This is a genomic window from Brachyspira suanatina (assembly GCF_001049755.1).
Classification (GTDB): Bacteria; Spirochaetota; Brachyspiria; order Brachyspirales; family Brachyspiraceae; genus Brachyspira; species Brachyspira suanatina.
In genome coordinates, this window is sequence record NZ_CVLB01000003.1 from 257,427 (window position 1) to 279,270 (window position 21,844).

At 25.9% G+C, this 21,844-nt stretch carries 35 protein-coding genes and 1 tRNA gene; 7 read left to right on the forward strand and 29 right to left on the reverse strand.

The features are described 5' to 3' along the window. Positions 1-56 precede the first annotated feature (56 nt). The 10 genes from BRSU_RS12880 to BRSU_RS12925 form a co-directional block, all read right to left on the reverse strand. Positions 57-464 (reverse strand): hypothetical protein, encoded by a 408-nt coding sequence (locus tag BRSU_RS12880; protein ID WP_047104462.1) that lies wholly within the window; start codon positions 462-464, stop codon positions 57-59. 139 nt (positions 465-603) lie between these two features. Then, complete coding sequence (locus BRSU_RS12885; protein WP_047104460.1) at positions 604-978, reverse strand: hypothetical protein; 375 nt, start codon at positions 976-978, stop codon at positions 604-606. Between the two features lie 161 nt (positions 979-1,139). Beyond that, positions 1,140-1,349 (reverse strand): hypothetical protein, encoded by a 210-nt coding sequence (locus BRSU_RS12890; RefSeq protein WP_048596004.1) that lies wholly within the window; start codon positions 1,347-1,349, stop codon positions 1,140-1,142. 153 nt (positions 1,350-1,502) lie between these two features. Then, positions 1,503-1,709 carry a hypothetical protein gene (locus BRSU_RS12895; protein WP_048596005.1) on the reverse strand — a complete coding sequence of 69 codons (207 nt, stop codon included), beginning with the start codon at positions 1,707-1,709 and terminating at the stop codon, positions 1,503-1,505. Positions 1,710-1,867: 158 nt separating this feature from the next. Continuing rightward, the gene (locus BRSU_RS12900; RefSeq protein ID WP_048596006.1) at positions 1,868-2,074 is read right to left on the reverse strand and encodes a hypothetical protein; all 207 of its coding nucleotides are present in this window, start codon (positions 2,072-2,074) and stop codon (positions 1,868-1,870) included. 26 nt (positions 2,075-2,100) lie between these two features. Then, entirely contained in the window at positions 2,101-2,307 is a 207-nt protein-coding gene (locus BRSU_RS12905; protein WP_048596005.1) for a hypothetical protein, read from the reverse strand. Positions 2,308-2,467: 160 nt separating this feature from the next. Next, on the reverse strand, positions 2,468-2,782 hold the full coding sequence (locus BRSU_RS12910; protein ID WP_048596007.1) for a hypothetical protein: 315 nt from the start codon (positions 2,780-2,782) through the stop codon (positions 2,468-2,470). A 161-nt stretch (positions 2,783-2,943) separates the two neighbouring features. Beyond that, entirely contained in the window at positions 2,944-3,246 is a 303-nt protein-coding gene (locus tag BRSU_RS12915; RefSeq protein ID WP_048596008.1) for a hypothetical protein, read from the reverse strand. A gap of 164 nt (positions 3,247-3,410) precedes the next feature. Further along, complete coding sequence (locus BRSU_RS12920; RefSeq protein ID WP_048596009.1) at positions 3,411-3,647, reverse strand: hypothetical protein; 237 nt, start codon at positions 3,645-3,647, stop codon at positions 3,411-3,413. A gap of 13 nt (positions 3,648-3,660) precedes the next feature. Next, a complete protein-coding gene (locus BRSU_RS12925; protein ID WP_048596010.1) occupies positions 3,661-3,972 on the reverse strand; it encodes a hypothetical protein in 312 nt (103 codons plus the stop codon). Positions 3,973-4,216: 244 nt separating this feature from the next. Here BRSU_RS12925 and BRSU_RS12930 point away from each other — a divergent pair, with 244 nt between their 5' ends. From BRSU_RS12930 to BRSU_RS12940, 3 genes are all read left to right on the forward strand, one after another. Beyond that, positions 4,217-4,423 (forward strand): hypothetical protein, encoded by a 207-nt coding sequence (locus BRSU_RS12930; protein ID WP_048596011.1) that lies wholly within the window; start codon positions 4,217-4,219, stop codon positions 4,421-4,423. Between the two features lie 435 nt (positions 4,424-4,858). Beyond that, positions 4,859-5,068, forward strand: coding sequence for a hypothetical protein (locus tag BRSU_RS12935; protein WP_048596012.1), 210 nt, complete (start codon positions 4,859-4,861; stop codon positions 5,066-5,068). A 5-nt stretch (positions 5,069-5,073) separates the two neighbouring features. Beyond that, positions 5,074-5,331: a hypothetical protein gene (locus BRSU_RS12940; RefSeq protein ID WP_048596013.1), complete on the forward strand. Its 258-nt coding sequence runs from the start codon at positions 5,074-5,076 to the stop codon at positions 5,329-5,331. Positions 5,332-5,367: 36 nt separating this feature from the next. Here the strand turns inward: BRSU_RS12940 and BRSU_RS15035 are convergent, their stop codons facing one another. From BRSU_RS15035 to BRSU_RS13025, 16 genes are all read right to left on the reverse strand, one after another. Further along, positions 5,368-5,496: a hypothetical protein gene (locus BRSU_RS15035; RefSeq protein ID WP_260849058.1), complete on the reverse strand. Its 129-nt coding sequence runs from the start codon at positions 5,494-5,496 to the stop codon at positions 5,368-5,370. Then, positions 5,496-6,422, reverse strand: a complete 927-nt coding sequence (locus BRSU_RS12945; RefSeq protein ID WP_048596014.1) for a tyrosine-type recombinase/integrase — start codon at positions 6,420-6,422, stop codon at positions 5,496-5,498. Before BRSU_RS12945 ends, BRSU_RS15035 begins: the two co-directional genes overlap by 1 nt. A gap of 277 nt (positions 6,423-6,699) precedes the next feature. Further along, entirely contained in the window at positions 6,700-7,440 is a 741-nt protein-coding gene (locus tag BRSU_RS12950) for a sigma-70 family RNA polymerase sigma factor (RefSeq protein WP_047104447.1), read from the reverse strand. Next, positions 7,437-7,688 (reverse strand): hypothetical protein, encoded by a 252-nt coding sequence (locus BRSU_RS12955; protein ID WP_047104446.1) that lies wholly within the window; start codon positions 7,686-7,688, stop codon positions 7,437-7,439. The genes BRSU_RS12950 and BRSU_RS12955 overlap by 4 nt, the downstream gene beginning before the upstream one ends. Then, positions 7,688-8,074, reverse strand: a complete 387-nt coding sequence (locus tag BRSU_RS12960; RefSeq protein ID WP_047104444.1) for a single-stranded DNA-binding protein — start codon at positions 8,072-8,074, stop codon at positions 7,688-7,690. Before BRSU_RS12960 ends, BRSU_RS12955 begins: the two co-directional genes overlap by 1 nt. A gap of 353 nt (positions 8,075-8,427) precedes the next feature. Next, entirely contained in the window at positions 8,428-8,709 is a 282-nt protein-coding gene (locus BRSU_RS12975; protein WP_048596015.1) for a hypothetical protein, read from the reverse strand. A gap of 9 nt (positions 8,710-8,718) precedes the next feature. Beyond that, positions 8,719-8,958: a hypothetical protein gene (locus tag BRSU_RS12980; protein WP_048596016.1), complete on the reverse strand. Its 240-nt coding sequence runs from the start codon at positions 8,956-8,958 to the stop codon at positions 8,719-8,721. Continuing rightward, complete coding sequence (locus tag BRSU_RS12985; protein WP_048596017.1) at positions 8,951-9,262, reverse strand: hypothetical protein; 312 nt, start codon at positions 9,260-9,262, stop codon at positions 8,951-8,953. The genes BRSU_RS12980 and BRSU_RS12985 overlap by 8 nt, the downstream gene beginning before the upstream one ends. Next, complete coding sequence (locus BRSU_RS12990; RefSeq protein WP_048596018.1) at positions 9,252-9,458, reverse strand: hypothetical protein; 207 nt, start codon at positions 9,456-9,458, stop codon at positions 9,252-9,254. Before BRSU_RS12990 ends, BRSU_RS12985 begins: the two co-directional genes overlap by 11 nt. Beyond that, positions 9,455-9,685: a hypothetical protein gene (locus BRSU_RS12995; protein WP_048596019.1), complete on the reverse strand. Its 231-nt coding sequence runs from the start codon at positions 9,683-9,685 to the stop codon at positions 9,455-9,457. The genes BRSU_RS12990 and BRSU_RS12995 overlap by 4 nt, the downstream gene beginning before the upstream one ends. Positions 9,686-9,694: 9 nt before the next feature. Next, entirely contained in the window at positions 9,695-10,630 is a 936-nt protein-coding gene (locus tag BRSU_RS13000; RefSeq protein ID WP_048596020.1) for a hypothetical protein, read from the reverse strand. Further along, positions 10,627-10,857 carry a hypothetical protein gene (locus BRSU_RS13005; RefSeq protein ID WP_048596021.1) on the reverse strand — a complete coding sequence of 77 codons (231 nt, stop codon included), beginning with the start codon at positions 10,855-10,857 and terminating at the stop codon, positions 10,627-10,629. Before BRSU_RS13005 ends, BRSU_RS13000 begins: the two co-directional genes overlap by 4 nt. A gap of 11 nt (positions 10,858-10,868) precedes the next feature. Continuing rightward, positions 10,869-11,138: an HNH endonuclease gene (locus BRSU_RS13010; protein WP_048596022.1), complete on the reverse strand. Its 270-nt coding sequence runs from the start codon at positions 11,136-11,138 to the stop codon at positions 10,869-10,871. A 250-nt stretch (positions 11,139-11,388) separates the two neighbouring features. After that, on the reverse strand, positions 11,389-12,246 hold the full coding sequence (locus BRSU_RS13015) for a DnaA ATPase domain-containing protein (protein WP_048596023.1): 858 nt from the start codon (positions 12,244-12,246) through the stop codon (positions 11,389-11,391). After that, positions 12,212-13,156 carry a hypothetical protein gene (locus tag BRSU_RS13020; protein WP_048596024.1) on the reverse strand — a complete coding sequence of 315 codons (945 nt, stop codon included), beginning with the start codon at positions 13,154-13,156 and terminating at the stop codon, positions 12,212-12,214. Before BRSU_RS13020 ends, BRSU_RS13015 begins: the two co-directional genes overlap by 35 nt. A gap of 485 nt (positions 13,157-13,641) precedes the next feature. Continuing rightward, positions 13,642-14,538, reverse strand: coding sequence for a fumarylacetoacetate hydrolase family protein (locus BRSU_RS13025; RefSeq protein ID WP_048596025.1), 897 nt, complete (start codon positions 14,536-14,538; stop codon positions 13,642-13,644). A gap of 218 nt (positions 14,539-14,756) precedes the next feature. Here BRSU_RS13025 and BRSU_RS13030 point away from each other — a divergent pair, with 218 nt between their 5' ends. Next, positions 14,757-16,736 (forward strand): ATP-dependent helicase, encoded by a 1,980-nt coding sequence (locus BRSU_RS13030; protein WP_048596026.1) that lies wholly within the window; start codon positions 14,757-14,759, stop codon positions 16,734-16,736. A 508-nt stretch (positions 16,737-17,244) separates the two neighbouring features. Next, a complete protein-coding gene (locus tag BRSU_RS13035; protein WP_048596027.1) occupies positions 17,245-17,901 on the forward strand; it encodes a DNA-formamidopyrimidine glycosylase family protein in 657 nt (218 codons plus the stop codon). Between the two features lie 78 nt (positions 17,902-17,979). Here BRSU_RS13035 and BRSU_RS13040 read toward each other — a convergent pair whose 3' ends face one another. Next, on the reverse strand, positions 17,980-18,807 hold the full coding sequence (locus BRSU_RS13040; protein ID WP_048596028.1) for an EFR1 family ferrodoxin: 828 nt from the start codon (positions 18,805-18,807) through the stop codon (positions 17,980-17,982). 203 nt (positions 18,808-19,010) lie between these two features. On the opposite strand from BRSU_RS13040, the gene BRSU_RS13045 reads away from it, so the two are divergent. After that, positions 19,011-19,084: transfer RNA gene (locus BRSU_RS13045), tRNA-Ile, on the forward strand. Positions 19,085-19,241: 157 nt separating this feature from the next. Here BRSU_RS13045 and BRSU_RS13050 read toward each other — a convergent pair. Together BRSU_RS13050 and BRSU_RS13055 are read right to left on the reverse strand one after the other, a co-directional pair. Further along, entirely contained in the window at positions 19,242-19,559 is a 318-nt protein-coding gene (locus BRSU_RS13050; RefSeq protein ID WP_048596029.1) for a hypothetical protein, read from the reverse strand. 161 nt (positions 19,560-19,720) lie between these two features. After that, positions 19,721-21,334, reverse strand: coding sequence for a peptide ABC transporter substrate-binding protein (locus BRSU_RS13055; RefSeq protein ID WP_048596030.1), 1,614 nt, complete (start codon positions 21,332-21,334; stop codon positions 19,721-19,723). Between the two features lie 299 nt (positions 21,335-21,633). Between BRSU_RS13055 and BRSU_RS13060 the strand changes: the two genes are divergently transcribed. After that, positions 21,634-21,834 carry a hypothetical protein gene (locus tag BRSU_RS13060; RefSeq protein ID WP_044555349.1) on the forward strand — a complete coding sequence of 67 codons (201 nt, stop codon included), beginning with the start codon at positions 21,634-21,636 and terminating at the stop codon, positions 21,832-21,834. Positions 21,835-21,844: the final 10 nt, after the last annotated feature.

Below are 21,844 nucleotides of genomic sequence, written 5' to 3' on the forward strand. Positions count from 1 at the left end.
GGATACTTTATATATTATTATATATAAAGTATCCATTTAAATAATTAAAAAAAGGTTTACAGTACTTTCAAATTGTCTATTTCATATTTTATTTTATTCATATATCTAGTTAATATTTTGTTAATTTTATTTCTAATTGTATCTTTTTCTAATATTTTAGATGATAACTTTAATAATACTGCATAATGTGCCATAAACTCTTTGTTTGTTTCATCACTTATATAAGTAGAGTAAACTGGATAATTGCATACAGTTTTATTATCTTTAATGTGAGCTCCTATAACTTCATCGTATCTTCTTTTTCCATTTATATAATATTCTATATATACTGCCGCATCATATTCTCGTATGTCTGCAAATAAATTATTATTATTTAATAATTTTCTTATTTCTATTGTAGCTTCATTATTATTATTTTTTTCTAATGCTTCTAATTGCTTATGATTTTTTGATTTTTTATTCATTTTTAATTACCTCTTTTTAATTAATGATTTATGGTGTGACAATAACTCTTTGTCGAAAGATAGCAAGTCATTTTCTCTAAAAAGTTATATTTTTTATATACAGCTTTATATATAATAAAGCTGTATATTCATTGTTATCTTAAGCAATATTTAAATTATTTATTTCTGCCTCTGTTTTTGTTATATAATAACCTAATAATTCATTTATTTTTGTTTGCATTTCTTTTCTCATCATTCTTGATGATAATTCTAAAAAATCTGCATAATTATTTATAATATCATCGCTTGTATTAGTATCTACTCTCATGCTATATACTCTGAAAGAAGATATTATTTTTCCATCTCTATCTTTATCAGTTCTTACTATCTCCTCATTATTAAAATTAACTTCTGCATTATATCTATTCAAATCAACATCTAATTTATCATTACTTAATAATTCCCTTATTGCTTTTGTAGCCTCTTTATTATTGTTTTTTATTATTGCTAATTCTTTTTTTAATTGTTTATTCATTTTTAATTACCTCTTTTTTAATTATTTATGTGATGACAATAACTCTGTTTGGAAAGATAGCAAGTTCTTTTCCCAAAAAAAGTTATTTTTTTCTCACTTATTTATTAAAATTAAGGCAAAAAATAATGGGCTTTTAAGCCCATTATTTTTCAATATCATAATTAAATATTATTATTATTTAATATGTCACATGCCTCTATATTCTTTTTTAATACTTCTATTAAATGTTCATAATCTTTTATAGATTCTTTATCTTCTTCAAAAAAAGATAATAACAAATTAAATAAATAGCTAGCGTTTTCATATCTGCATTCTCTTAATGCCTTAGTTGCCTCACCGTATATTCTAAAATATCTCTCTAATTGAATCATTTTTAATTACCTCTTTTTTAATTATTTATGTGATGACAATAACTCTGTTGCGAAAGATAGCAAGTTCTTTTCCGCAAAAAAGTTATTTTTTCTCACTTATTTATTAAAATTAAGGCAAAAAATAAGGGGCTTTAATACCCCTTATTTTTACTATTAAAGTCCTTTCATAAATAGCTTACATCCTGCTATATTATTATTAATGCTTTCTTTTAACTCTTCATAATCTTCTATAACATTTTTATTATTTTCTAGCATTTCAAGTAAATATTCAAATTGATCTGCAGCACCATCATATTCTTTTTTTTCTACTAAATCTAAAGCCTTTTCATAAATTATAAAAAACATTCTTAATTTAATCATTTTTAAATACCTCTTTTTTAATTATTTATTATGGTGTGACAATAACTCTGTTCCAAAAGATAGCAAGTTCTTTTCCGCAAAAAAGTTATTTTTTCTCACTTATTTATTAAAATTAAGGTAAAAAAATAGGTGGTATGCACCACCTCTTTTTTTGTTAATTAAAAAAAGTTTTCTAGCTTATTGCACAAATCTATATTGTTTTCTATAGTTAATTTTAAATCATCATAATTATTTATATATTCTTTATGATCTTCTAGTAATGTTAATAATACTTTATATTGGAATGAAGCTTCATTATAATTCTTATCTTCAAATGCTTTAAATGCTTTTTTATACAAAGTAAAAAGTTCTTTTAAGTCAATCATTTTTAATTTTCCCCTTATTTTTACTATTAAAGTCCTTTCATAAATAGCTTACATCCTGCTATATTATTATTAATGCTTTCTTTTAATTCTTCATAATCTTCTATAACATTTTTATTATTTTCTAGCATTTCAAGTAAATATTCAAATTGATCTGCAGCACCATCATATTCTTTTTTTTCTACTAAATCTAAAGCCTTTTCATAAATTATAAAAAACATTCTTAATTTAATCATTTTTAATTACCTCTTTTTTAATTATTTATTATGGTGTGACAATAACTCTGTTCCAAAAGATAGCAAGTTCTTTTCCGCAAAAAAGTTATTTTTTCTCACTTATTTATTAAAAATTAAGGCAAAAAATAAGGGGCTTTAATGCCCCTCATTTTTTATAAAATTACATTCTATACAATATATAATTAGGACCTTTTGCCATTATTTTTTCTTTGAAAAATAGATAATTTTTATTTTTAATAAAATCTACCAATTCCTTAGTAGTGAACTCTTTAAATAGATTTACTATTACTTTTATATTAAGATCAATTATAAGTTCTTTTTTTTCTTTATCATATCTCCTTGAAAAAAAACCTCCTTCAAGTGAAAAGCTAGCATCTTTTATTATAAATTTAGCTATAGCCTCAGATGAAGTTTTAGAAAAATTAGTGTTTTCTAATATTTTTTTAGTAATACTATCTAATGTAAAAGTTGTCATTTTATTTACCTCTTTTTTAATTATTTATGTGATGACAATAACTCTGTTGCGAAAGATAGCAAGTTCTTTTCCGTAAAAAAGTTATTTTTTCTCACTTATTTATTAAAATTAAGGCAAAAAAATAAGGGGCTTAATGCCCCTCATTTAATATAATAATTATATTATTGTTTCATACAGCATATTATTAAATCATCATCACTAGTTAATATTTCATCTCCATATACTTTTTTCTTTCCTTCTAAATATTTAATAAAACCCTCTGTATCAAACTCTTTATAATTATCTCTTATAATATCATAGGCTATAGATACTTCATATTCATTATTTTTATTTAATGAAGCTAAAATTGGTAAACTTGATCCTTGCTCTTTTATTACGAAATGTTCTGCTAATAATTCAGCTGCTTTTTCTGAGTAGTATTCTTTTAATCCTTCTTTTATATCATTCAAACTAAAATTAACCATTTTTAATTACCTCTTATTTTTAATTATTTATGTGATGACAATAACTCTGTTACAAAAGATAGCAAGTTCTTTTCCCAAAAAAGTTATTTTTTTCTCACTTATTTATTAAAATTAAGGCAAAAAATAGGACTGTCTTTGGCAGCCCTACAAAAAATTATTTTTCTTTATCTTTTCTTTGACAGTTGATTATATAATCTTTTATATAATCTTAAATCATTAGTCATACTTGAATAATATTTAAATTTCCCTTCTTTAGTAAAAACTATACAGTTCACATTTTTTTTATGTAAAGCATATTTTTCTCTATCAAATACTATAATACTGTTTTTATTTTCTAATATTAATAAATTATTACCTAATCTTTTTTTGGCATCTTCTAATGTTCTTATTTTATCCTGCATATATAACCTCCATTTATTTAATCATAATGGTTTCTAATATTTTCATTATATTACCATGATTTTTTGTTCTTACCATTTTAGACATTAACAACAATAAATCTCCATAGACATCTCTATCTGTTATATCAACATCACCTATGCAATTTTGACTTGGAATGTGGTAGTTTAACGTATAAAACTTTCCATAGCAGAATGTAAAATCGGCAATATGTTTTCCGTATGCAAATATTTTTATTTGATTACTAAGAACTTCTATTGTTAAATGATCTGTATCAAATAATTGATTTAATATAAACTCTACATTTTTTATTACTTCTTTATTCATTTTTAATTACCTCTTCTTTAATTATTTATTATGGTGTGACAATAACTCTGTTCCAAAAGATAGCAAGTTCTTTTATGCGAAAAAGTCCTATTTTTTACACCCAAAATATTAAATTGTGTGTAAAGATAATTTTTATTATTTATAAATACAATAATTATAATAATAATTTAGAGGAGATATTATGGATTCAAGAAATAGTATATCAATTAATTTTAATTAGGATTTGTACAGATGGATTGTTAAGATGGTAAAAAATAATAAAGCAGATCCTTTCAATTATTCTAATGCCACATTTGGAGGTTTTGTGCAGGCTTGTGTTGCAAAAGCTAAAAAAGAATACGAAGAAAAAGGCAGTGAAATGCAGAAATTAAAAAAAAGAGTAGAAGAATTAGAAGAAACTGTAAAAAGAATTGATGAATTAGAAAATAAAATTAAAGAATTAGAAAAATGACATTGATACCCCCTAATAAAAAAGTTATCGCCATGCATAAAAGACTCCCCACTCGTTGCACCGATTGAAAGCCTGTAGAGATTTTACCCACCCCCACCAAACAAATATAAATCAGTTATAATTTTATTTAATGAATAAAAGTTAAAAAAAAATTATTTTTTTATTAAATTACTATTGACTTTTTGATTAAATGCGTATATAATATGTATATATTCAACGAAAGGAGGATATAAAAATATGGAAGCTATAACTTTCATAACTGCAGTGATATACTTGTTAGCCGCAATTATATCATTAGTTAATAGCATAAGAAAATAAGCTATTAATAAGCAGTAGAAAGCGGTTGGGGCTCCGACAAGCTCCAGCCGTAGCTTCCATATAACTATTATTATATATATATATAATAATAAGTCAATATAAATCAAGGAATAAGTTATGGAAAAAAAAGTAATAGAAAATAGAGGCGGTAAAAGAGAAGGTGCTGGAAGACCTGTCAGAGATATTAACAAAGGTAAAATGAATAGACATAATATAACTATGCATGATGATATATGGAACAGTATAGTAGAAAAGGCTGCCGAACTTAATTTATCAGCTAGTCAGTATATAGCTATGATACATAAAGAATACATTAATAATAACTAGATAATATGAATATAAAAAGATATAAAATAAAAGAATTAGAAAATATTATAAAAGATAGATATAAAGAAAGTAATAATATAAAAAATATTATTGTAAGATATAATGATATTGTTTTATTATTTAATTCTAATCTTTTAAAATGTCTAATAATAGATGATGAGCTTAGATGTAGCTGGACAGATGAATTGACAGGGAAACATCATATAAAGCAATATAATAATATTGAAGAATTATTAATTGTATTAGATATCATATTAAATTGAACTATAGTTGCGATAACATAAATTATCGCAACAATATTAATTACTATATTCTAAAATAAGTTTTTTAATATACTTACGTACACTCATGTTCTTTTCTTTAGCTAATCTTTTTAATAGCTTATATTCTTTAGATTTGAATCTGCAAACTATTAATTGTTTTTTCATTATTCTACCTCCAAACTTTTTAAGTATATGCCTGTTATAGCTATACTGCTATGATTTAATGCCTGTCTAATAAGTTCTATATCTTTGGTTTGTTTGTATAGGGTAACAGCAAAATAATGCCTTATATCATGTATAGAGTAGGCGGCTTTTATTTTACCTTGATTATACAAACGCTTTGAACTTCTATAAAAAATGTTTCTTATTACTTCAGAGCTTTTATTTCTGAAAGGATTATTAAAAGAAAGATTATTCTGTTTTAATAATTTAATAACTTTGTCAGTAACTTTCCAGCTTATTTCCTTGCCTTTTGAATATGAATAATATTTGTTATTTCTTATTTCTAGTTTAGGTAAAGCACCAACACGCACACCGCATTCCATTATAAAAATGATGGCCACTTTTATGAGAGGATCAGATATATCTTTAATTATTAATTCAATTTCTTTTTTAGTTGGCACTTCCAAACGTTTCTTATTTTTTACAGGCGGACGAGTTTTTGTACCTCGAAAAGGATTTTTCATAAATGGATATCTTCTTTCTAAAAATGAAAAGAAAGAAGAGCAGGAAGAAACTAATGCACGTATACTTAAATTAGAAAGCTCACTAGAATTAACTTCTGTTATAAAATCATCAGCTTCTCTTGCTTTAATAAATAAAATATTTTTATTATTCATTTTGCAGTATTCCTCTAGTTTATTAAGTCCGTTTTTATACTGTCTTTTTGTGTGATTGCTTTTTGTTTTTGAACATTGCTTAAAAAAGTTTTCTTTTTCTGTTTCATAATCTATCTGTTTAATAAGCTGCTCTTCTTTCATATAGTCAAGTATATTCAAGTAGTTAGCTTGTTTGTAAAGAAGTTCTGCTTGCTCTTGGCTTATTATATTATTATTTTGTAATATTAATTCTTTATATTTTTTAGAAGCCATGTTTATACCTTTTCATTAAATTAAAGACAAAAGCCTTCATTTAATGAAAAGAATATAAACTTTTATAACTTTTTAAATATACATAGCTATTATTTATTTTTAAACTTTTATATTATATTATTTTCAATCAATACCGTAAAAATATTAGTAGGTGATATTTTTACAGTATCATAGTGATGTTACGAAGATAAGTGTTAATCTGTTAAAACTTGGAATTAGTTTCCTCAAAATCTGACTTTGAGAATTCCCTCCTTTACAATTATAAGATTAAAAATGCCTACTTCATTTTTGATAATTGTCTATTATTGAATACTCTAATTACTCCAGATGTACATAGTCTATTAGTAGATACTTCATTATCTTTTAAATAACTATCATATTTTTGTACTCGTCTATGTACATTAGATTTACTTATATTTAATTTTTTAGCTATTGAATAAATACTTAAATGCTGATAGTAATACATATTAAATATAATTCTGTCTAAATCATTATTTATTGATTTATAACAATTAGATAAAACTATATCAGAATATTTATAATGAAAAAATATATATTCAGGCTCATACTTTTTATTGTCTGATATTGTATCAATTAAATATTTTTCTTTTTTATCATCATCTTTATATTTATAATCGCATACTTTTTCATAAAGCGATTTAGTACCTAATCTATAATTTATATGTTTTCTTCTGCCATGTAAAAATCTGTCTAATTCTCTAAAAATAAAATATTTTATAGTATAAAATAAAATCTTTGTATAAGTTTCTGCTATAATAGGTTTTGTACTATGTTTTATATAATTCAAACCTTTTATAAGTCCCATAAAACCAATGTTAATTAACTCTTCTTTTTCAAAAGATTTTATATAATATAAACTATTAACTACTTTATACACTAACAATTTCAAATTAATCAATATTTTATTTCGCATTATTATACTTTCTTCTTCATTAGTTATCTTTTTCCATTCTTTAATTATATTAAAATCATATTGTTTTTTTTCTTGTAATGTCATTTTTCACCTTTAAAGTAATTATAAAGTTCTTTTATTACACTTACTACTTTATCATCAATATTTAATAATATAGCATTTAATATCATAGCTGTATCTCTTGAAGTTTTATAACTTTGAATAAATATACCTTTTTTATTTTTTGGCACTATTCCTATAACATGAATACAGCCTTGTTTTTTTAATTTATTGGTAAACTCTTCAATATCTTTCTTTAATTCATCATTATCAATTAATTTAGTTATATTCATTAAAACGGTACCTCTTCATCATCTTCCTGACTATTATTTTCTGCTGTATTATTAGAATCTTTTTTATCAGCAAGCATCTGCATTGACTGCATAATAATTCTCACCTTAGATCTAGTAGTGTTTGTGTTTTTATCCTGCCACCTTTCCTGCCTTAGTGTTCCGCTTATACAAACCTGCTTTCCTTTTGTAAGATATTTATTTGCCGTTTCTGCAAGTTTATCAAATGCCACTATATCGAAATAATTTACTTCTGTAGTATTTTTTGTACTTATATAATAATTATTTGCTATAGAGAACTCGGAAATTTCTTTTCCGCCTTGGCTATACTTTCTCTGAGGATCAGCAGTCAATCTTCCTATTAATGTTACACCATTATGATCTGTCATAATAACTCCTTAACTCAATTTTTCTGCTATTAAAAAAAGCATACCGATTATGTCCGATAAAAAGAAACAAAGTAAATAAAATGCTTTGCCAATAGGATTTTTATTTGTTATGCTAAAAAATATACATATAAATCCAACTATATGCCAAGCATAAAAAAATAAATAACACATCATTTATATACCTCTACCTGACTATAATAATTTTTATATGATAGTGCTAATTTTCTAGGAAGTTTTGAAACTCTCTTAAATAATAAGCATTGATATTTTTTACCAATTATGCCAAACATATCTAATACGCCTTTTTATTCTTTTATAAATAGCTTTATATTTATTAGCTTTATTCTTTAAAGTCATAATAATTCCTTATCAAATAAGTTCTGTATTTCTTCTTCAAACTCTTTATATATATCTTTTAAACATTTTCTTATTTTATTGTTCATATCAGATATATTTTCAACTTTAGTTCCTTTTTTTATCCTTATATATTCATGATGCATATATAAATCTATATATTTTAATTGTTTGTAATCTTTATCAAAATGAATCTTAAAGTCTAATTCATTAAACGGAAGCATATTTTTTAATATACTTTTTACTTTTTCTCTTAAAATTATTATTTCTTTATTAAGCATTTTCAAACCTTATTTAATATATTTTTCTACTGCCTGCATATAAAAACCTAAACTATGATTACAGTCTAATTTTTCATTATTAATAGTTACAAATAATTCATTTTTATTTCCGTTTCGGCATACCCTTGGTATTATTTTGTTATAGCTTATATCAATATTTTCATATTGATGCTTTAACACTCCTAAAATGTCATTCATTCTTCTAAACTCATCATCTACATCATTATAATTAATAATAGCTTTAATCATCAGTTTTTATCTCTTTAATATATTTATGAAATTGTAACATCTTTATATAATGTAAAACTTCATTTAAATAATTACTTGAATATAATTTTTTACTGCTTTTGCTATATAAAATAAATCTTTTTGTTTTCTTTTCATATATCAAACAAAAATCTCTGCTTTTACCATTGGCATAAAAGTTTTTTATAGAGAAATAAAAAGATACAGACTGTTCTTTTATATTCTCCATCACAACTATATCTTTTTTATAAGTGAAAAATAATCTAGTGAATATTTGTGATATTATTCTTTTTTCTTTATTCTTCATTATCTTCCTCTTCTAAATCAATAATTATTGGAATACCTCTGAAGAATGCTTTACTTAGACATTTTCTGCATATATTTTTTAAAACTTTTCTATATCTAGTTTTGCATTTTTTATCTTTAACTTTCATTGTAATTTTACATGGAATTAAAGCATTATCAGTTTCCTTTTTTCTTAATCCACATATACAGCAAATCATTTTTTATTCCTTTTATTCTTTTTTATGTATTTAAATAAAGTTTCTTTATTATCTTTAACTTTATATAATATATCCAAAACAACATCTTCTGGTTTTTTATTATTTTTTATAGCAGTTTGATATATAAGAGTTGTATATCCTATTAATATATCATCATAACTACCTTTTATTTTTCCAATAGTTTCATTTTCTTTTGTATTATCAAACAATATAAATGTATCTTTCATTTATAAACCCTAATCAGCAAAAAGCATTTTATTGCCTTCACTATCCACTTTATCACCATCTGCATCAAAGTCCCATCTGTTTATATTATCTTCATCTACACCTGAACTTAATGGATCTTCTTCATTCTCCTCATCTATTCTATAATTTGAATCATCTTCATCTTCTCCGAAAGATATTATCTCATTGTTTTCTTTTAATGTGTCTTCAAAAGATTTATTTTTTCTTTTATTAATTTCTTCTTGTATATCTTCTTTATAATTATCAAGCATTGTTACTTTTTTTAATTCTTCTAATTCTTCAAGAGTAAGTTCTGATAACCTTCTTCCTTGTGTTATTTTATTTTCAAGTTCACGGCTATGATTAAACTTCCTGCCTTGTAAAATATGTTTTGCCGTTTCATTGTAATTATTATCTATATTTTTTATTTCACTTTCTAATAAAGATATTTCTTCTAATTCCTCATTAGAAAGCTGTGTCATATCTCTTCCATTTTTTATATTTTCTATTTTATTATTAAGTTCATGCTCTTTTATATTTTCTATTATTGTGTTTGATTTTTCCGCATTTTTAGTATTGTTATTATTGCTACTTTTCTTTTTTGATTTAGTCATACTTAAATCAAAAATACCTCTTCTATTTAATTCTTTTTTTATATAATCTTTATACCCTTGCTCTAACTCTTCACTATTATACAACTCAATTAATTTGTTATCACTGAATAAATTTAAATATACATTTTTACTAGGTCCATCCAGAGGATATCTTGAATAGTCTTTTTCAGGATATTCACAGTTATTATCAATATTTTCTTTTGTTTCTTTTTTACTAACTTTTGATATAAACCTCTGTATAGCATTCATAACTGTATTGGCTTCTTCTTTATCATCAGATTTGAATGTTATACCAAAAAGTCCGTTATCTTCTATAAAGTTTAGCTCTCTCATTCTTTATTTCCTCTTTTATTTTCTAATTCTTCTTTTTTAATTATTGCTTGACCTATCATCATTAAGAATATATTTGGAGATATATTTTCTTTTTTACTTACAAAATATATAAACTCAGATAATAAATATAAAATATCTTCCCCGTTTACATTTTTTACTTCAATTAATAACTTTTCTTCTGATGCATCTTTTTCCAAATGTATATATTCTCTATCATCTGTTTCCATAACTCACCTCATTAATAATCTTTCTTTTTATTTCCAAAAGCTCCATCTTCTTTTGCTGTTTTTCTGGAATGGCATCTTTTGCACAAAGCCTGCAAGTTGCTCTCATCATAAAATAATGGATCATCTTCGCTTTCTATTCTTTTTATATGGTCCACATGTTCAGCAAAGTTATGGCATTCAGGAAAGTTTTTACAAAGCGGATTTTTATTTAAAAAACTTTCTCTCAATGCACGCCATTTTTTACTTTTATATCTTTTATATGCTTTTTCATTACTTCGCATTATAAACACTCTTTACTTTTGAACATCTTATTTACAAGTTATCAACATTGTTGACAACTTATAAACAATTATTGCTATGCTCAAAAAAGCCTATAATCCGCTAGCTTATAAATAAGCCAGCGGGCTTTTTTTCGCTTTATTGTTGTTATGTTCGCCCACCCGTAAGGGTGCCTACTCGGTCGCTTTCTAATTCCCGAGCCTGTTTACAGTCTTGCAGTTAGGCACCTACTCGGCTCACTTATATTTATTGCTATGCTGTTATAAGCTCCTTAGACTTTTGCATTTCAAGTTCTATAATATTCAAGTTCTTTAATCTGCTTGTAAGCCTGCCTTTGATTTCATCAATATTATCTTTTCTTGTTTTAATATTTAGACTGTTCATTAAGTTGCTGTAGCTTTTATTTGATGTTAGTATCACTGTTTTTTCTAATTCTCTGATTTTATCAAATAGTTTATAATAGCCTTCAGCCGCATAATGAAAACCTACGCTGTCAATATCATCTATCATAATAATATCTGCAAATTTTATATTATCTATTTTGGCATCTATACTTGATTTCAAATCTCTGTCCTGAGCATTTTTATTGAATAAATTTTTATGCATATCTTCAAAAATAGATGCTCTCATATACAATGGCTTGATATCATTAATAGCATATATCTGCCATAACATTTTAAGCATTGTAGTTTTACCTGTTCCGCTTTCTCCTTCAATATATAGAGAGTTCATACTTCCTAAGTCTAAATATTTTTTTATAGAATTGATTAAATCCGTTTGATTAAATCTTTCTGCAAAAATATTTAATGTCATATCATTGTCCAATTGACTAAATGCCATATTGTATTTTTTTATTGTTGTTTCCAGCTCTTCTATTTTCCTTTCCAGCTTACTCTTTTCATCGCTCACGCAATGACATATAATAGGAAGTAGATTTTTTTTAGAAGATGTATCAGGATTGCTGCCTATAACAAATCCAAACTCATCGCATTTTGTGCAGTGAGGGTCTTTGCCTTCTCTTGCCGTTTTTTTCAATTCTTCCAAATGTTTTTTATAGCTAAGAAGGCAATAACTGCTATCCGCAATTTGCAATTTTAGCATACGCTTCATTTATGTTTCCTCCTTTTTCTAATTCATTTAATAAGAAATCTAATTTATCAAGCCCTCGAGGTATTGAGTATTTTTTGTTATCTTCCTGTGTTTTATTTTCTTTATTGGTATTATTTTGATGATTTTCATTTTTTTGACATAAAGCCATTCTTAATAAGTCTTGAAGTTTTAATGAATATCTTTTATTTAGTGGTAATTTTAAGAAATTAAACTTTACTATAGATAATGCTTCATCAAAATTATCATGCACACGTTTTTTGAATATATCAATTAAAAAGCTAGTATATATTTTATGATATTTATGATTGATTTTAACGCCTATTAATTCTTTATGAAGCTCATTATATTTTTCTAAAAACTCTTCCTGCTTTTTATCCTCTTCTTTTTCCTCAGGAGTTTTTTCTTCTTCGCTTTTTTCTTTTTCTTCTTTGATTAATTTCGGAGGCTGTAAAGGTTCTGTGTTTACATCATCATTAAACAAGCTAGGCTCATCGTATTTCTGCTCTACAGGTGCATCCATATTTTGTATTGCTCTGTCTTCTTCAACAAGCATCTCTATAGCTTTTTTTAATCCTGAGAAATTATATACTGTTCCTTTTCCCCTGAATATATTATTTTTATATATATTCCTACTTGAAAAAGTTAAATAGCCTTTTGCATATAAACTCTGTCTTTGTCTGCAATAATGCTGAGTCGTCGGATTGATTTCTTTATCTCTGATTTCTTTTTCTTCTCTCCAGCTCAAACTCATTACAGCGATTATAAACTCAAACTCGCTTGCAGTAAGTCCTAGTCTTTTTCTGTAATAAATTAATGTGTTCGGTATAGAGGTAAAACCTCTATCAAGCATAGCATCGCCATACGTTGATATTAAGTATTCGCTTTTTACTTCTGGTGTTTCTGTAGTCATTATACTGCTCCGCATAAATATTTTTTTGATTTGTTTTCAAATGATTTAAATAAATTTGTATTGCATTGATTTGTTATTTTTTTAACTGATGGATAGTTAAAAGATATGCTCATATTTATATTAAAAAAGTTATAAAAAAACTTTTTATTTGCTTTTATTTTCGAGATTTTTAAAAATTGATTTTGTTTAAAATCTAGTATGTTTTTTACGCATACTAGATTTTTTATTGTGTCGATTTTTATTATGAACGAAGATTTTGAAACCTGTACCGCTTTCCATATTCTTTTGAAATTCGTTAAAATTATTATTTTTTATTATTACTAAATTAGAATTTATTAGCACACACCCAAGCGTTATTTAAATTTAGAATATTACACACCGCACGCGAGGTAAAATTTAGATATATGCTTATTAATAATTGCAATCTAAATTATATATAAATCCTGCTTACCGTGCGTTTTTAAGATAAAATAAATAATAAAAAATTACTCGGCGAAATTTATAAGCTCGCCAATATTTTCTATAGAGCAAATTATCTTATCTCCTTTTTTCATGTATTTAGGAGGATTAAAAGACATTCCAACACCTCCAGGGGTTCCTGTGGCAATTATATCTCCTGCTTCTAAAGTCATACCTTTTGATATATCAGACACTAAATAATTTATATCATGAATCATATATTTAGTATTTGAAGATTGTCTTACTTCATCACTTAGAATACTTTTTATATTTAGTTCTAGAGGTAATTTAAAATCATCTTTATGAACTATGCAAGGTCCCATAGCACTGTATGAATCCAAACTTTTTCCTTTATACCACTGAGAATGTTCTTTTTGTATATTTCTAGAAGATATATCGTTGAATATGCTGTATCCAAATATATAATCATTAACTTCTTCAGGTTTTATATCTTTTGCAGTTTTTCCTATAATTACAGCTAATTCAACCTCATAGTCAAGGCATTCATCTAAATCGAATCTTGCTTTTATTTTATCGCCGAAACCAATTATTTCTATGGCCCTTTTAGAAAAGTATACAGGTGCTTTAACTTCCTTAAAATCTTTCATATCCTTTTTTATTTCACCTAAATGATCACTATAATTCACACCTACGCATATAATATCATGAATTGGCTTTCTTATAGGAGATAATATTTTAACATTTTCTATAGAGTATGCTCTCTCAAAATTTTCTTCAGCATATTTCAATTTATTTAAAATGTCGCTGTTTTCATTGATCATGTTTATTAATTGTATCATAGGGTTATTATTGCATTTGAAATCAGATATTATTTCACTTATAGCAATAACTTTATTTCCATCCTTGCTTAATATACCTACAGACTCCGTATTATTCCATTCAACAAAAGATATGAATTTCATTATATAACTCCGAAAAATATTTTTATTGATATATTAAACTTCTCTATACGATTATCATTTTAATAAAAAATTGAGATAATTTTTAAAGTTTTTTAATCAATAGTGTTTCATACATTATAGTAAATTTATAAATGTTTTTCAATATAACGATAATAAAAACTTGAATATTAAAGAATATAAAATATAATTAGTATCTATTTTTATATTAAGGTGCATATATGGATATACTTGAAAATGTGAGCGAAGTTCAAAGAGAAGGAATATTGCATACCGGAAGTCCGCTTCTTCTCTTAGCTGGTGCAGGAAGCGGTAAAACTTTAGTTATTACCAGAAAAATAGCTTATCTTATTAATGAACTTGAGGTCGCTCCTGAAAATATAATGGCTGTAACTTTTACCAACAAAGCAGCACATGAAATGAAAGAGAGAGTATGCAGTCTGCTTCCAGATATAAAGCCAAGCAGATTATTTATAAGAACTTTTCACTCTGCATGTTTAAGAATATTGAAAGAGAATGCACATTTTTTGGGATATAAATCTAATTTTCTAATTTTAGATGAAGGAGATAAGGCTTCTGTCATTAAAAGAATAATGAAGGAAGAAGAAGTGCCAAAAAGTATAGGACAGAAACTTATAACAAGATTTATATCTAATGTAAAAAATGGAATGGATGACGGTATAGTTTTCGACAGAGATATTTTTGAAAATGTTTATAAAAAATATACAGAGTATGAATTTAATGAAAATGTAATGGATTTTGATGATTTAATTTTAAATACTATAAAATTATTTGAACAAGAAAATAAAGTTTTGAATTATTATAGAAACAGATTTAAATATATATTAGTAGATGAGTTTCAGGACACTAATCCTCAGCAGTATAAATTAATAAAATTATTAACTCAAGATGCAGATAATGATTTAACGGTTGTAGGCGATGATGATCAGAGTATATATGCATTCAGAGGTGCGGACGTTTTGAACATACTTGATTTTGAAAAAGATTATCCTAATACAAAGATAGTTCGTCTTGAAGAGAATTACAGATGTCCTAAGGATATTGTAGAAGCTGCTTTGAGTGTTATAAAAAATAATAGTAATCGTCATGAAAAGAATGTATTTTCTAATAAGCCTAATGAGTTTAAAATAGAAAATTGGATTTGCTATAGTGATTTAGAAGAGGCTAGAAGTGTAGTTAATGAAATAGAATCTTTATTTGATAATGGATTTGAAGCAAGGGATATTGTTGTATTATTTAGGACAAACAGCCAGTCTAGAGCTTATGAAAAGGAGTTAAGGCTTCATTCTATAAATTATAAAATAGTTGGAGGAGTTGGATTCTTTGAACGTATTGAGATAAAAGATTCAATTTCTTTTTTAAGACTTATGACTGGTTTCGGAGATAATTTCAGTGTAAGGCGTACTATAAATGTTCCGCCTAGAGGAATAGGGGAGAAGAGCTTCAGCAATTTTGAAACTTTTGCAAATAGCAGAAAATTAACCCTTTATAATGCTATTGATTATATTGATGAATCAGGGCTTTCTAAAAAAGCTATTTTGAATATAAAGGCATACAAAAATATTATAGAAGAATATGCTGTGAAAATAAAAGAAGATATCATAAATGAAGAAGGTATTCATATAGAATTATTATTCTTTGAGTTTTTAAAAGATATAGATTATTTTTCAATATTTAAAGGCGATGGTAATGAGAGAGTAATAACAGCAGAAGAGAATATTAAAGAACTTTTCAGAGGTTTTTATGATTATAAATCAATGGAGCCTAATGCTACACTCATAACATTCTTAGAGGAAAATACTTTGTACAGAGATTTAACTACTAATGATGATAAAGAAGATTATGTAATATTGATGACTATTCATAATGCTAAGGGTTTGGAATTTGATGTTGTATTTATGACTGGAATGGAGCAGGGAGTTTTTCCTCATTATTTTTCGCTTGAAGAAGAAAATGGTATTGATGAAGAGAGAAGGCTTTGCTATGTAGGCATAACAAGGGCAAGGAGAAAACTTTATCTCACATACTCAAAAAAACGAAGGGTAAGCACTGGTATAATGGAGCAGATTCCTTCTTCATTCTTAATGGAAATACCTAAAAAGTTAATGCTGATAAAAGAAAAAGCTAATTATTATTCTGGAAATTATATGGATATAGATGAAGATGCTTTTGATTATTAAAAATTTTAATTAAATAATATTATCTAAATATAAATTTAATATTAAAATAATACTATGGATAATGGTAAGTATTATTTTAATTTTTAAACTTACTAACGCACGGTGAGTAGAATTTCATATACTATTTAAATTATAATTATTAATTGGCGTATATTTTATGCGTTGTGTAAATAATAAATTTAAATACAGCTAGGGTGGGATTAAAAAAATCTAATTTACGTAATAAATAATAAAAAGTAAAAATTTTATATTTTAATAATAGACCTAAAGGGTGGGCAAATGTAATTAAATTTTAAAACTTAATTTACATACCCCGCCCTTTATTCTTTGGTATTTTACTATGAAATTTTAATTTTGCTTTACCTAATATCTATTTATAAATATTAACACCCGCACAAGCTTTCATTAGATTTATAATATACCCCTATAGTTATATCATAAAATTTGATTTTTTTTTCTTTCATGCTAAAATATAAAGTAAACATAATATACAGGAAGATTAAAAGCTATGAAAGAACTGCCAAATTTAATTACATTAATAAACTCAATCAAAAGTGAAATTTGCTATTCTTATATAAATAAAATAGTAGCCATAGATAAACAATACAAAGAAATGGAAGATATAGAAGGACAGAAAATAATAGATGTACTCAGATACGGAGGATATATGCATTTTCAGTTTTCTCAAGATGCTATGCTTGTAGATTTAGGGCCAAACGGCTCTTTTGTATTAACTGAAGATGATGATTATGAAAACAGTATATTAAAATTAGAAACAGATCATGGTAATTTCTTCGTTGTAGATGATGGTAAAGATAAGAATGAAATTACTAAAATAATACCTATTTGGAAAGATTCTACTACTATGCCTCAAATAGGGTATGATCCTCTTACTAAACAATTCAATTACAATTTATTTTGTCAATTATTAGCGGATAATGATACAACAGTAGAAAAACTTATAAAAAACCCATTAATATTGAGCGGAATAGGTAATGTATATGGTGATATGATATTGAAGAAGGCATCTATTACTAAAAAAACTAAAACATCAGATGTAACTAAAGTAAAAGCAAGAGAAATATTTGATGCTATAAAACAAGTTCTAAGAGAAGCTTCTGGAAATACAGAAGAAGATGACGGAGATCCTTCAGAAGAGGAATAATTTTGTAATTTTTAAGTTATAAGATAATAAAAAGCCCTGAAATAATTTCAGGGCTTATTTTTTATAGTAAATTAAATATTAATAGAATAATTCAGGCTCAGCTCTTCTTTTAAACTCATCTTCCAAATCATGCTGATGGTATAAGAAACCTTCATCATCATAATATCTGCAATGCTCAGGACATTTCTTAATACAAGCACCGCATTTTATACATTTACCTACATATTTTGTAATATCTTCGAAATCAATTGAAGCCAAAGGACATACATGAGCGCAAGTTTTGCAATTAGTACATTTTGAAGTATCTACTTTAGGTTTAACCTTTAATATATCTATAGCATGTTCATTCTTGTCTTTAGGCATATAATAAGGACGAATAGGGTCATTTCCTCTAACCTTAATAGGTTCTTTAGGAATATCAGTCATATTTTTGATTTTTTCAACAACTTTATCAACGAATTCAGCGGCAATAGCCATATCTTTATCATCAGGTCTTCCAGCACCAAGCACATAAGAGAAAGCATGTTCTCCTATAAATCCAGCACCTGCTATAGTATAAAAACCATTTTCCTGCATAGTATTTCTAAGCTCAATTAAAGAATCATCGAAATTTCTGTTTCCATATAATACAACCGGAATAGCTAAAGCTCCATTAGCCTTGATATTATTCTTGTAGTATGGAAGCATTACATTAGGTATTCTTCCGGCATAAGTAGGAGTTCCGCATATTACCAAATCATTTTCTTTGAACTCCAATATACCTTCTCTTTTCTTTGGTAAAGTAAAATTATACTTTTCAAATTCAACATTAAGTTTCTTAGCTATATTTTCGCCTATATAAGAAACTATCTTTTGAGTAGTACCTGTGGCACTATAATATATTGAATAAACTTTGTCAACTTTCATAATAAACATACTCCCTTCATGTATTTTTTACTATATAATAATTTATTATGTAAATTTATTTGAGTAAGTCAATAGCAAATAGATAAAAAAGTATTTAATATCATATTTACATATAAAATAAAAAAATATTCATTTAAGTATTGACTTTTTTTTTAATTATTATATAATAATTAAATCTAAAGAATAATTTTCTTGAGATTTAGGGGCCAGTAGCTCAGTCGGTTAGAGCAGATGACTCATAATCATCGGGTCCGGGGTTCAAGTCCCTGCTGGCCCAATACCCTAAAAAACATCATTTATCATATTTACACATTACAGGCTTTTATTTTAACCTGGCTTATTTAGCAAATAAGATTTTTTTTATAAATAAAACTTTTTTCTATTATAAATATAAAAAAATCAGTTTTCTTAATTATTTTAAGTGACTGATTTTTTTATGCTCTATTTAAAGTTACATTTCTTGTAACTATTAAACTGCCGCTAATCTTTTCAGGTAATTCTATTTCTATAGAATTATTAGAATTAAATTTTATATGAAAAATATCTTCTCCAAATTTCATATCATAATTATCTTTGTCATAATCAGAACCCAAAGATATACTATGACTTATTTTACCAACTATAGGTGCTATAGTGCTTACTTTTATTTCGCCTTTTTCGTCTATTAAAGCTTCTATATCTATATCGAAACTAAGAAAATTTTTTATTGTTGCATTGCCTCTGTAAAGGCCTTTTCTATCTTTTAATAACATAATATAATCCCCGAATAATTTTTATATAAATATAATAACATTTTTTATGAAAAAAGACAAATTTAAAAAAGTGTCTAATATTGTAAATTACATAAATAAAGACGGATTTTTCTAAAATATTAGAAAATCCGCCTTTAATATTATAAAATCAATTAATTTTATTATTCAGCTAATTTCGCATAATAGAATTTATGGGCTCCAAGAGGATCAAAAATAACATCAGATAACTTTTTACTAATCATAATAGGGTCAGTGTAGAAATAAAGAGGTATCAATCCCATATCTTCCATAAGTATATCTTCTGCCTCATGCATAGCTTTCATTCTTATATCCTGATCTATTGTTGACATGGCAAGCTTCAATTTATCATCATAAGCTTTATTAGAGTAGCCTCCATTATTTTGTATGCTATAGCTTAAGAATACGCCTAAAAAACTCATAGGATCATTATAATCAGCTATCCAGCCATGACGTGCTATAACATAGTTTTTTTCTTGTCTTGTAGTTTGGAAAGTAGCCCATTCTTCCTGAGCTATAGTAGAGTCTATACCAAGACCCTCTTTCCACATCTGCTGAACTGCTTCAAATATTTGTATATGCTCTCCTGAATTTGATTTGAACTCTATAACAGGGAAATTTTCACCATTAGGATAACCGGCATCTGCTAGAAGTTGTTTTGCCTCTTCTAAATTCTTTTGATGATCTTCAGGTTTTATACTGTAATAATCACCGCCTACCTTTCTAAAATCTCCATCAGCTCCTTCAACATCATTTACTCCGCTAGGAACCCAGGCACTTGCAGGAAGCTGTCCGGCTCTTGTTACTTGTTCTACTAGATAATTTCTATCTATAGCTAAAGTTAAAGCCTTACGAACTCTAGCATCTTTTAATATTTCATTAGTGATATTCAAACAATAATAATATGTACCCAAGTAAGGAGAAATATGCATTAAACCTTCGCTTTTTAAATTTTCAATATCCTGAAGCGGAGGATTATTAGCAAAATGCAAAGAACCTTCTTTTATACCAGCAACAGCAGCAGTACCATTTTGCATAAGTATAAATACCAATTTTTCAGGAACTATATTATTAACATTCCAATAATTAGTATTTTTTACAACTACTATTCTGTCATCTGTTCTTCTTTCTGTCATTATAAAAGGTCCGTTTCCTATATAAGTATCAGGAGAGAGTGTCCAATTATCTCCATTTTCTTCTATCATATCTTTTCTAACAGGATAGAATGTATAAAAAGCAACTAGCTCTAAAAAATAAGCCGTAGGGGCATTCAATTTTACTTCCAAAGTTTTTTCATCTATAGCTTTAATACCTAATTCAGAAACTGGCTTCTTGCCAGAATTAATGTCCATAGCATTTAATACAGGTTCAAACTGATAAGCATATTCGCTTGCAGTAACAGGATCAACCACCCTCTGCCAAGCATAAACAAAATCCTCTGCTGTAATCTTTTCACCGTCAGACCATTTAGCATTATCTCTTATATGGAATGTATAAGTAAGTCCGTCTTCACTTATATCCCAGCTTTCAGCAACGCCTGGTACTATTTTATTATCCTTATCTCTTGTAGCAAGTCCCTCAAAAACATGCTGAATATAGATATTAGCATCTACAGTAGAATTTAAAGCAGGATCTATAGTTTTAGGCTCAGGTCCCACATTAATATATATAGCTCCTTCTTCATTTTTCTTTCCGCCGCATGATATAAATAATAGCATCATGCTTACAGATAAAATCATAATTAGAATCTTTTTCATAGCTGTTATCCTATATATTTTTTATTTAAAAGTATTATATTTTATATTAACTATTAATCAATGATTTTTTTTACATTTAAACATATTTATCTAAAATAATTAATCTACTCATAAATTTTATACTTTATATATAAGAAATTATTTTAAATTTCTTCAAAAATGTATGATTTGTATTATATGTTAATTTACAATTAATTTACAATACTATATTTTTTGTAAAATTTATTTAAATTTACCTTTACAAAACTTATTTAATGTGCTATACTTTAATTATAAGGGATTAATAAGGAGGTAATAATATGAAAAAGTTAAGTTTAATGGCTTTAGTATCTGCCTTTATTATGACTGCCAATTTATACTCTTTTGATTTAATAGAAGATACTTTTGACTTTATTTTTGATGATTTAGCAAAAATAATTGGTATTGTAGTAATAATAGCAGCGGGAGTATATGTATTCAAAAAATATGTTAAAAAAGATAATAATTCTGATGACAGATAATAAAAAATAA

Bases quoted from the DNA above. Each gene is read 5' to 3' on its own strand.
- BRSU_RS12880 (WP_047104462.1), bottom strand. From the start codon at position 464: ATGAATAAAAAATCAAAAAATCATAAGCAATTAGAAGCATTAGAAAAA.
- BRSU_RS12885 (WP_047104460.1), bottom strand. From the start codon at position 978: ATGAATAAACAATTAAAAAAAGAATTAGCAATAATAAAAAACAATAAT.
- BRSU_RS12890 (WP_048596004.1), bottom strand. From the start codon at position 1,349: ATGATTCAATTAGAGAGATATTTTAGAATATACGGTGAGGCAACTAAG.
- BRSU_RS12895 (WP_048596005.1), bottom strand. From the start codon at position 1,709: ATGATTAAATTAAGAATGTTTTTTATAATTTATGAAAAGGCTTTAGAT.
- BRSU_RS12900 (WP_048596006.1), bottom strand. From the start codon at position 2,074: ATGATTGACTTAAAAGAACTTTTTACTTTGTATAAAAAAGCATTTAAA.
- BRSU_RS12905 (WP_048596005.1), bottom strand. From the start codon at position 2,307: ATGATTAAATTAAGAATGTTTTTTATAATTTATGAAAAGGCTTTAGAT.
- BRSU_RS12910 (WP_048596007.1), bottom strand. From the start codon at position 2,782: ATGACAACTTTTACATTAGATAGTATTACTAAAAAAATATTAGAAAAC.
- BRSU_RS12915 (WP_048596008.1), bottom strand. From the start codon at position 3,246: ATGGTTAATTTTAGTTTGAATGATATAAAAGAAGGATTAAAAGAATAC.
- BRSU_RS12920 (WP_048596009.1), bottom strand. From the start codon at position 3,647: ATGCAGGATAAAATAAGAACATTAGAAGATGCCAAAAAAAGATTAGGT.
- BRSU_RS12925 (WP_048596010.1), bottom strand. From the start codon at position 3,972: ATGAATAAAGAAGTAATAAAAAATGTAGAGTTTATATTAAATCAATTA.
- BRSU_RS12930 (WP_048596011.1), top strand. From the start codon at position 4,217: ATGGTAAAAAATAATAAAGCAGATCCTTTCAATTATTCTAATGCCACA.
- BRSU_RS12935 (WP_048596012.1), top strand. From the start codon at position 4,859: ATGGAAAAAAAAGTAATAGAAAATAGAGGCGGTAAAAGAGAAGGTGCT.
- BRSU_RS12940 (WP_048596013.1), top strand. From the start codon at position 5,074: ATGAATATAAAAAGATATAAAATAAAAGAATTAGAAAATATTATAAAA.
- BRSU_RS15035 (WP_260849058.1), bottom strand. From the start codon at position 5,496: ATGAAAAAACAATTAATAGTTTGCAGATTCAAATCTAAAGAATATAAG.
- BRSU_RS12945 (WP_048596014.1), bottom strand. From the start codon at position 6,422: ATGGCTTCTAAAAAATATAAAGAATTAATATTACAAAATAATAATATA.
- BRSU_RS12950 (WP_047104447.1), bottom strand. From the start codon at position 7,440: ATGACATTACAAGAAAAAAAACAATATGATTTTAATATAATTAAAGAA.
- BRSU_RS12955 (WP_047104446.1), bottom strand. From the start codon at position 7,688: ATGAATATAACTAAATTAATTGATAATGATGAATTAAAGAAAGATATT.
- BRSU_RS12960 (WP_047104444.1), bottom strand. From the start codon at position 8,074: ATGACAGATCATAATGGTGTAACATTAATAGGAAGATTGACTGCTGAT.
- BRSU_RS12975 (WP_048596015.1), bottom strand. From the start codon at position 8,709: ATGCTTAATAAAGAAATAATAATTTTAAGAGAAAAAGTAAAAAGTATA.
- BRSU_RS12980 (WP_048596016.1), bottom strand. From the start codon at position 8,958: ATGATTAAAGCTATTATTAATTATAATGATGTAGATGATGAGTTTAGA.
- BRSU_RS12985 (WP_048596017.1), bottom strand. From the start codon at position 9,262: ATGAAGAATAAAGAAAAAAGAATAATATCACAAATATTCACTAGATTA.
- BRSU_RS12990 (WP_048596018.1), bottom strand. From the start codon at position 9,458: ATGATTTGCTGTATATGTGGATTAAGAAAAAAGGAAACTGATAATGCT.
- BRSU_RS12995 (WP_048596019.1), bottom strand. From the start codon at position 9,685: ATGAAAGATACATTTATATTGTTTGATAATACAAAAGAAAATGAAACT.
- BRSU_RS13000 (WP_048596020.1), bottom strand. From the start codon at position 10,630: ATGAGAGAGCTAAACTTTATAGAAGATAACGGACTTTTTGGTATAACA.
- BRSU_RS13005 (WP_048596021.1), bottom strand. From the start codon at position 10,857: ATGGAAACAGATGATAGAGAATATATACATTTGGAAAAAGATGCATCA.
- BRSU_RS13010 (WP_048596022.1), bottom strand. From the start codon at position 11,138: ATGCGAAGTAATGAAAAAGCATATAAAAGATATAAAAGTAAAAAATGG.
- BRSU_RS13015 (WP_048596023.1), bottom strand. From the start codon at position 12,246: ATGAAGCGTATGCTAAAATTGCAAATTGCGGATAGCAGTTATTGCCTT.
- BRSU_RS13020 (WP_048596024.1), bottom strand. From the start codon at position 13,156: ATGACTACAGAAACACCAGAAGTAAAAAGCGAATACTTAATATCAACG.
- BRSU_RS13025 (WP_048596025.1), bottom strand. From the start codon at position 14,538: ATGAAATTCATATCTTTTGTTGAATGGAATAATACGGAGTCTGTAGGT.
- BRSU_RS13030 (WP_048596026.1), top strand. From the start codon at position 14,757: ATGGATATACTTGAAAATGTGAGCGAAGTTCAAAGAGAAGGAATATTG.
- BRSU_RS13035 (WP_048596027.1), top strand. From the start codon at position 17,245: ATGAAAGAACTGCCAAATTTAATTACATTAATAAACTCAATCAAAAGT.
- BRSU_RS13040 (WP_048596028.1), bottom strand. From the start codon at position 18,807: ATGAAAGTTGACAAAGTTTATTCAATATATTATAGTGCCACAGGTACT.
- BRSU_RS13050 (WP_048596029.1), bottom strand. From the start codon at position 19,559: ATGTTATTAAAAGATAGAAAAGGCCTTTACAGAGGCAATGCAACAATA.
- BRSU_RS13055 (WP_048596030.1), bottom strand. From the start codon at position 21,334: ATGAAAAAGATTCTAATTATGATTTTATCTGTAAGCATGATGCTATTA.
- BRSU_RS13060 (WP_044555349.1), top strand. From the start codon at position 21,634: ATGAAAAAGTTAAGTTTAATGGCTTTAGTATCTGCCTTTATTATGACT.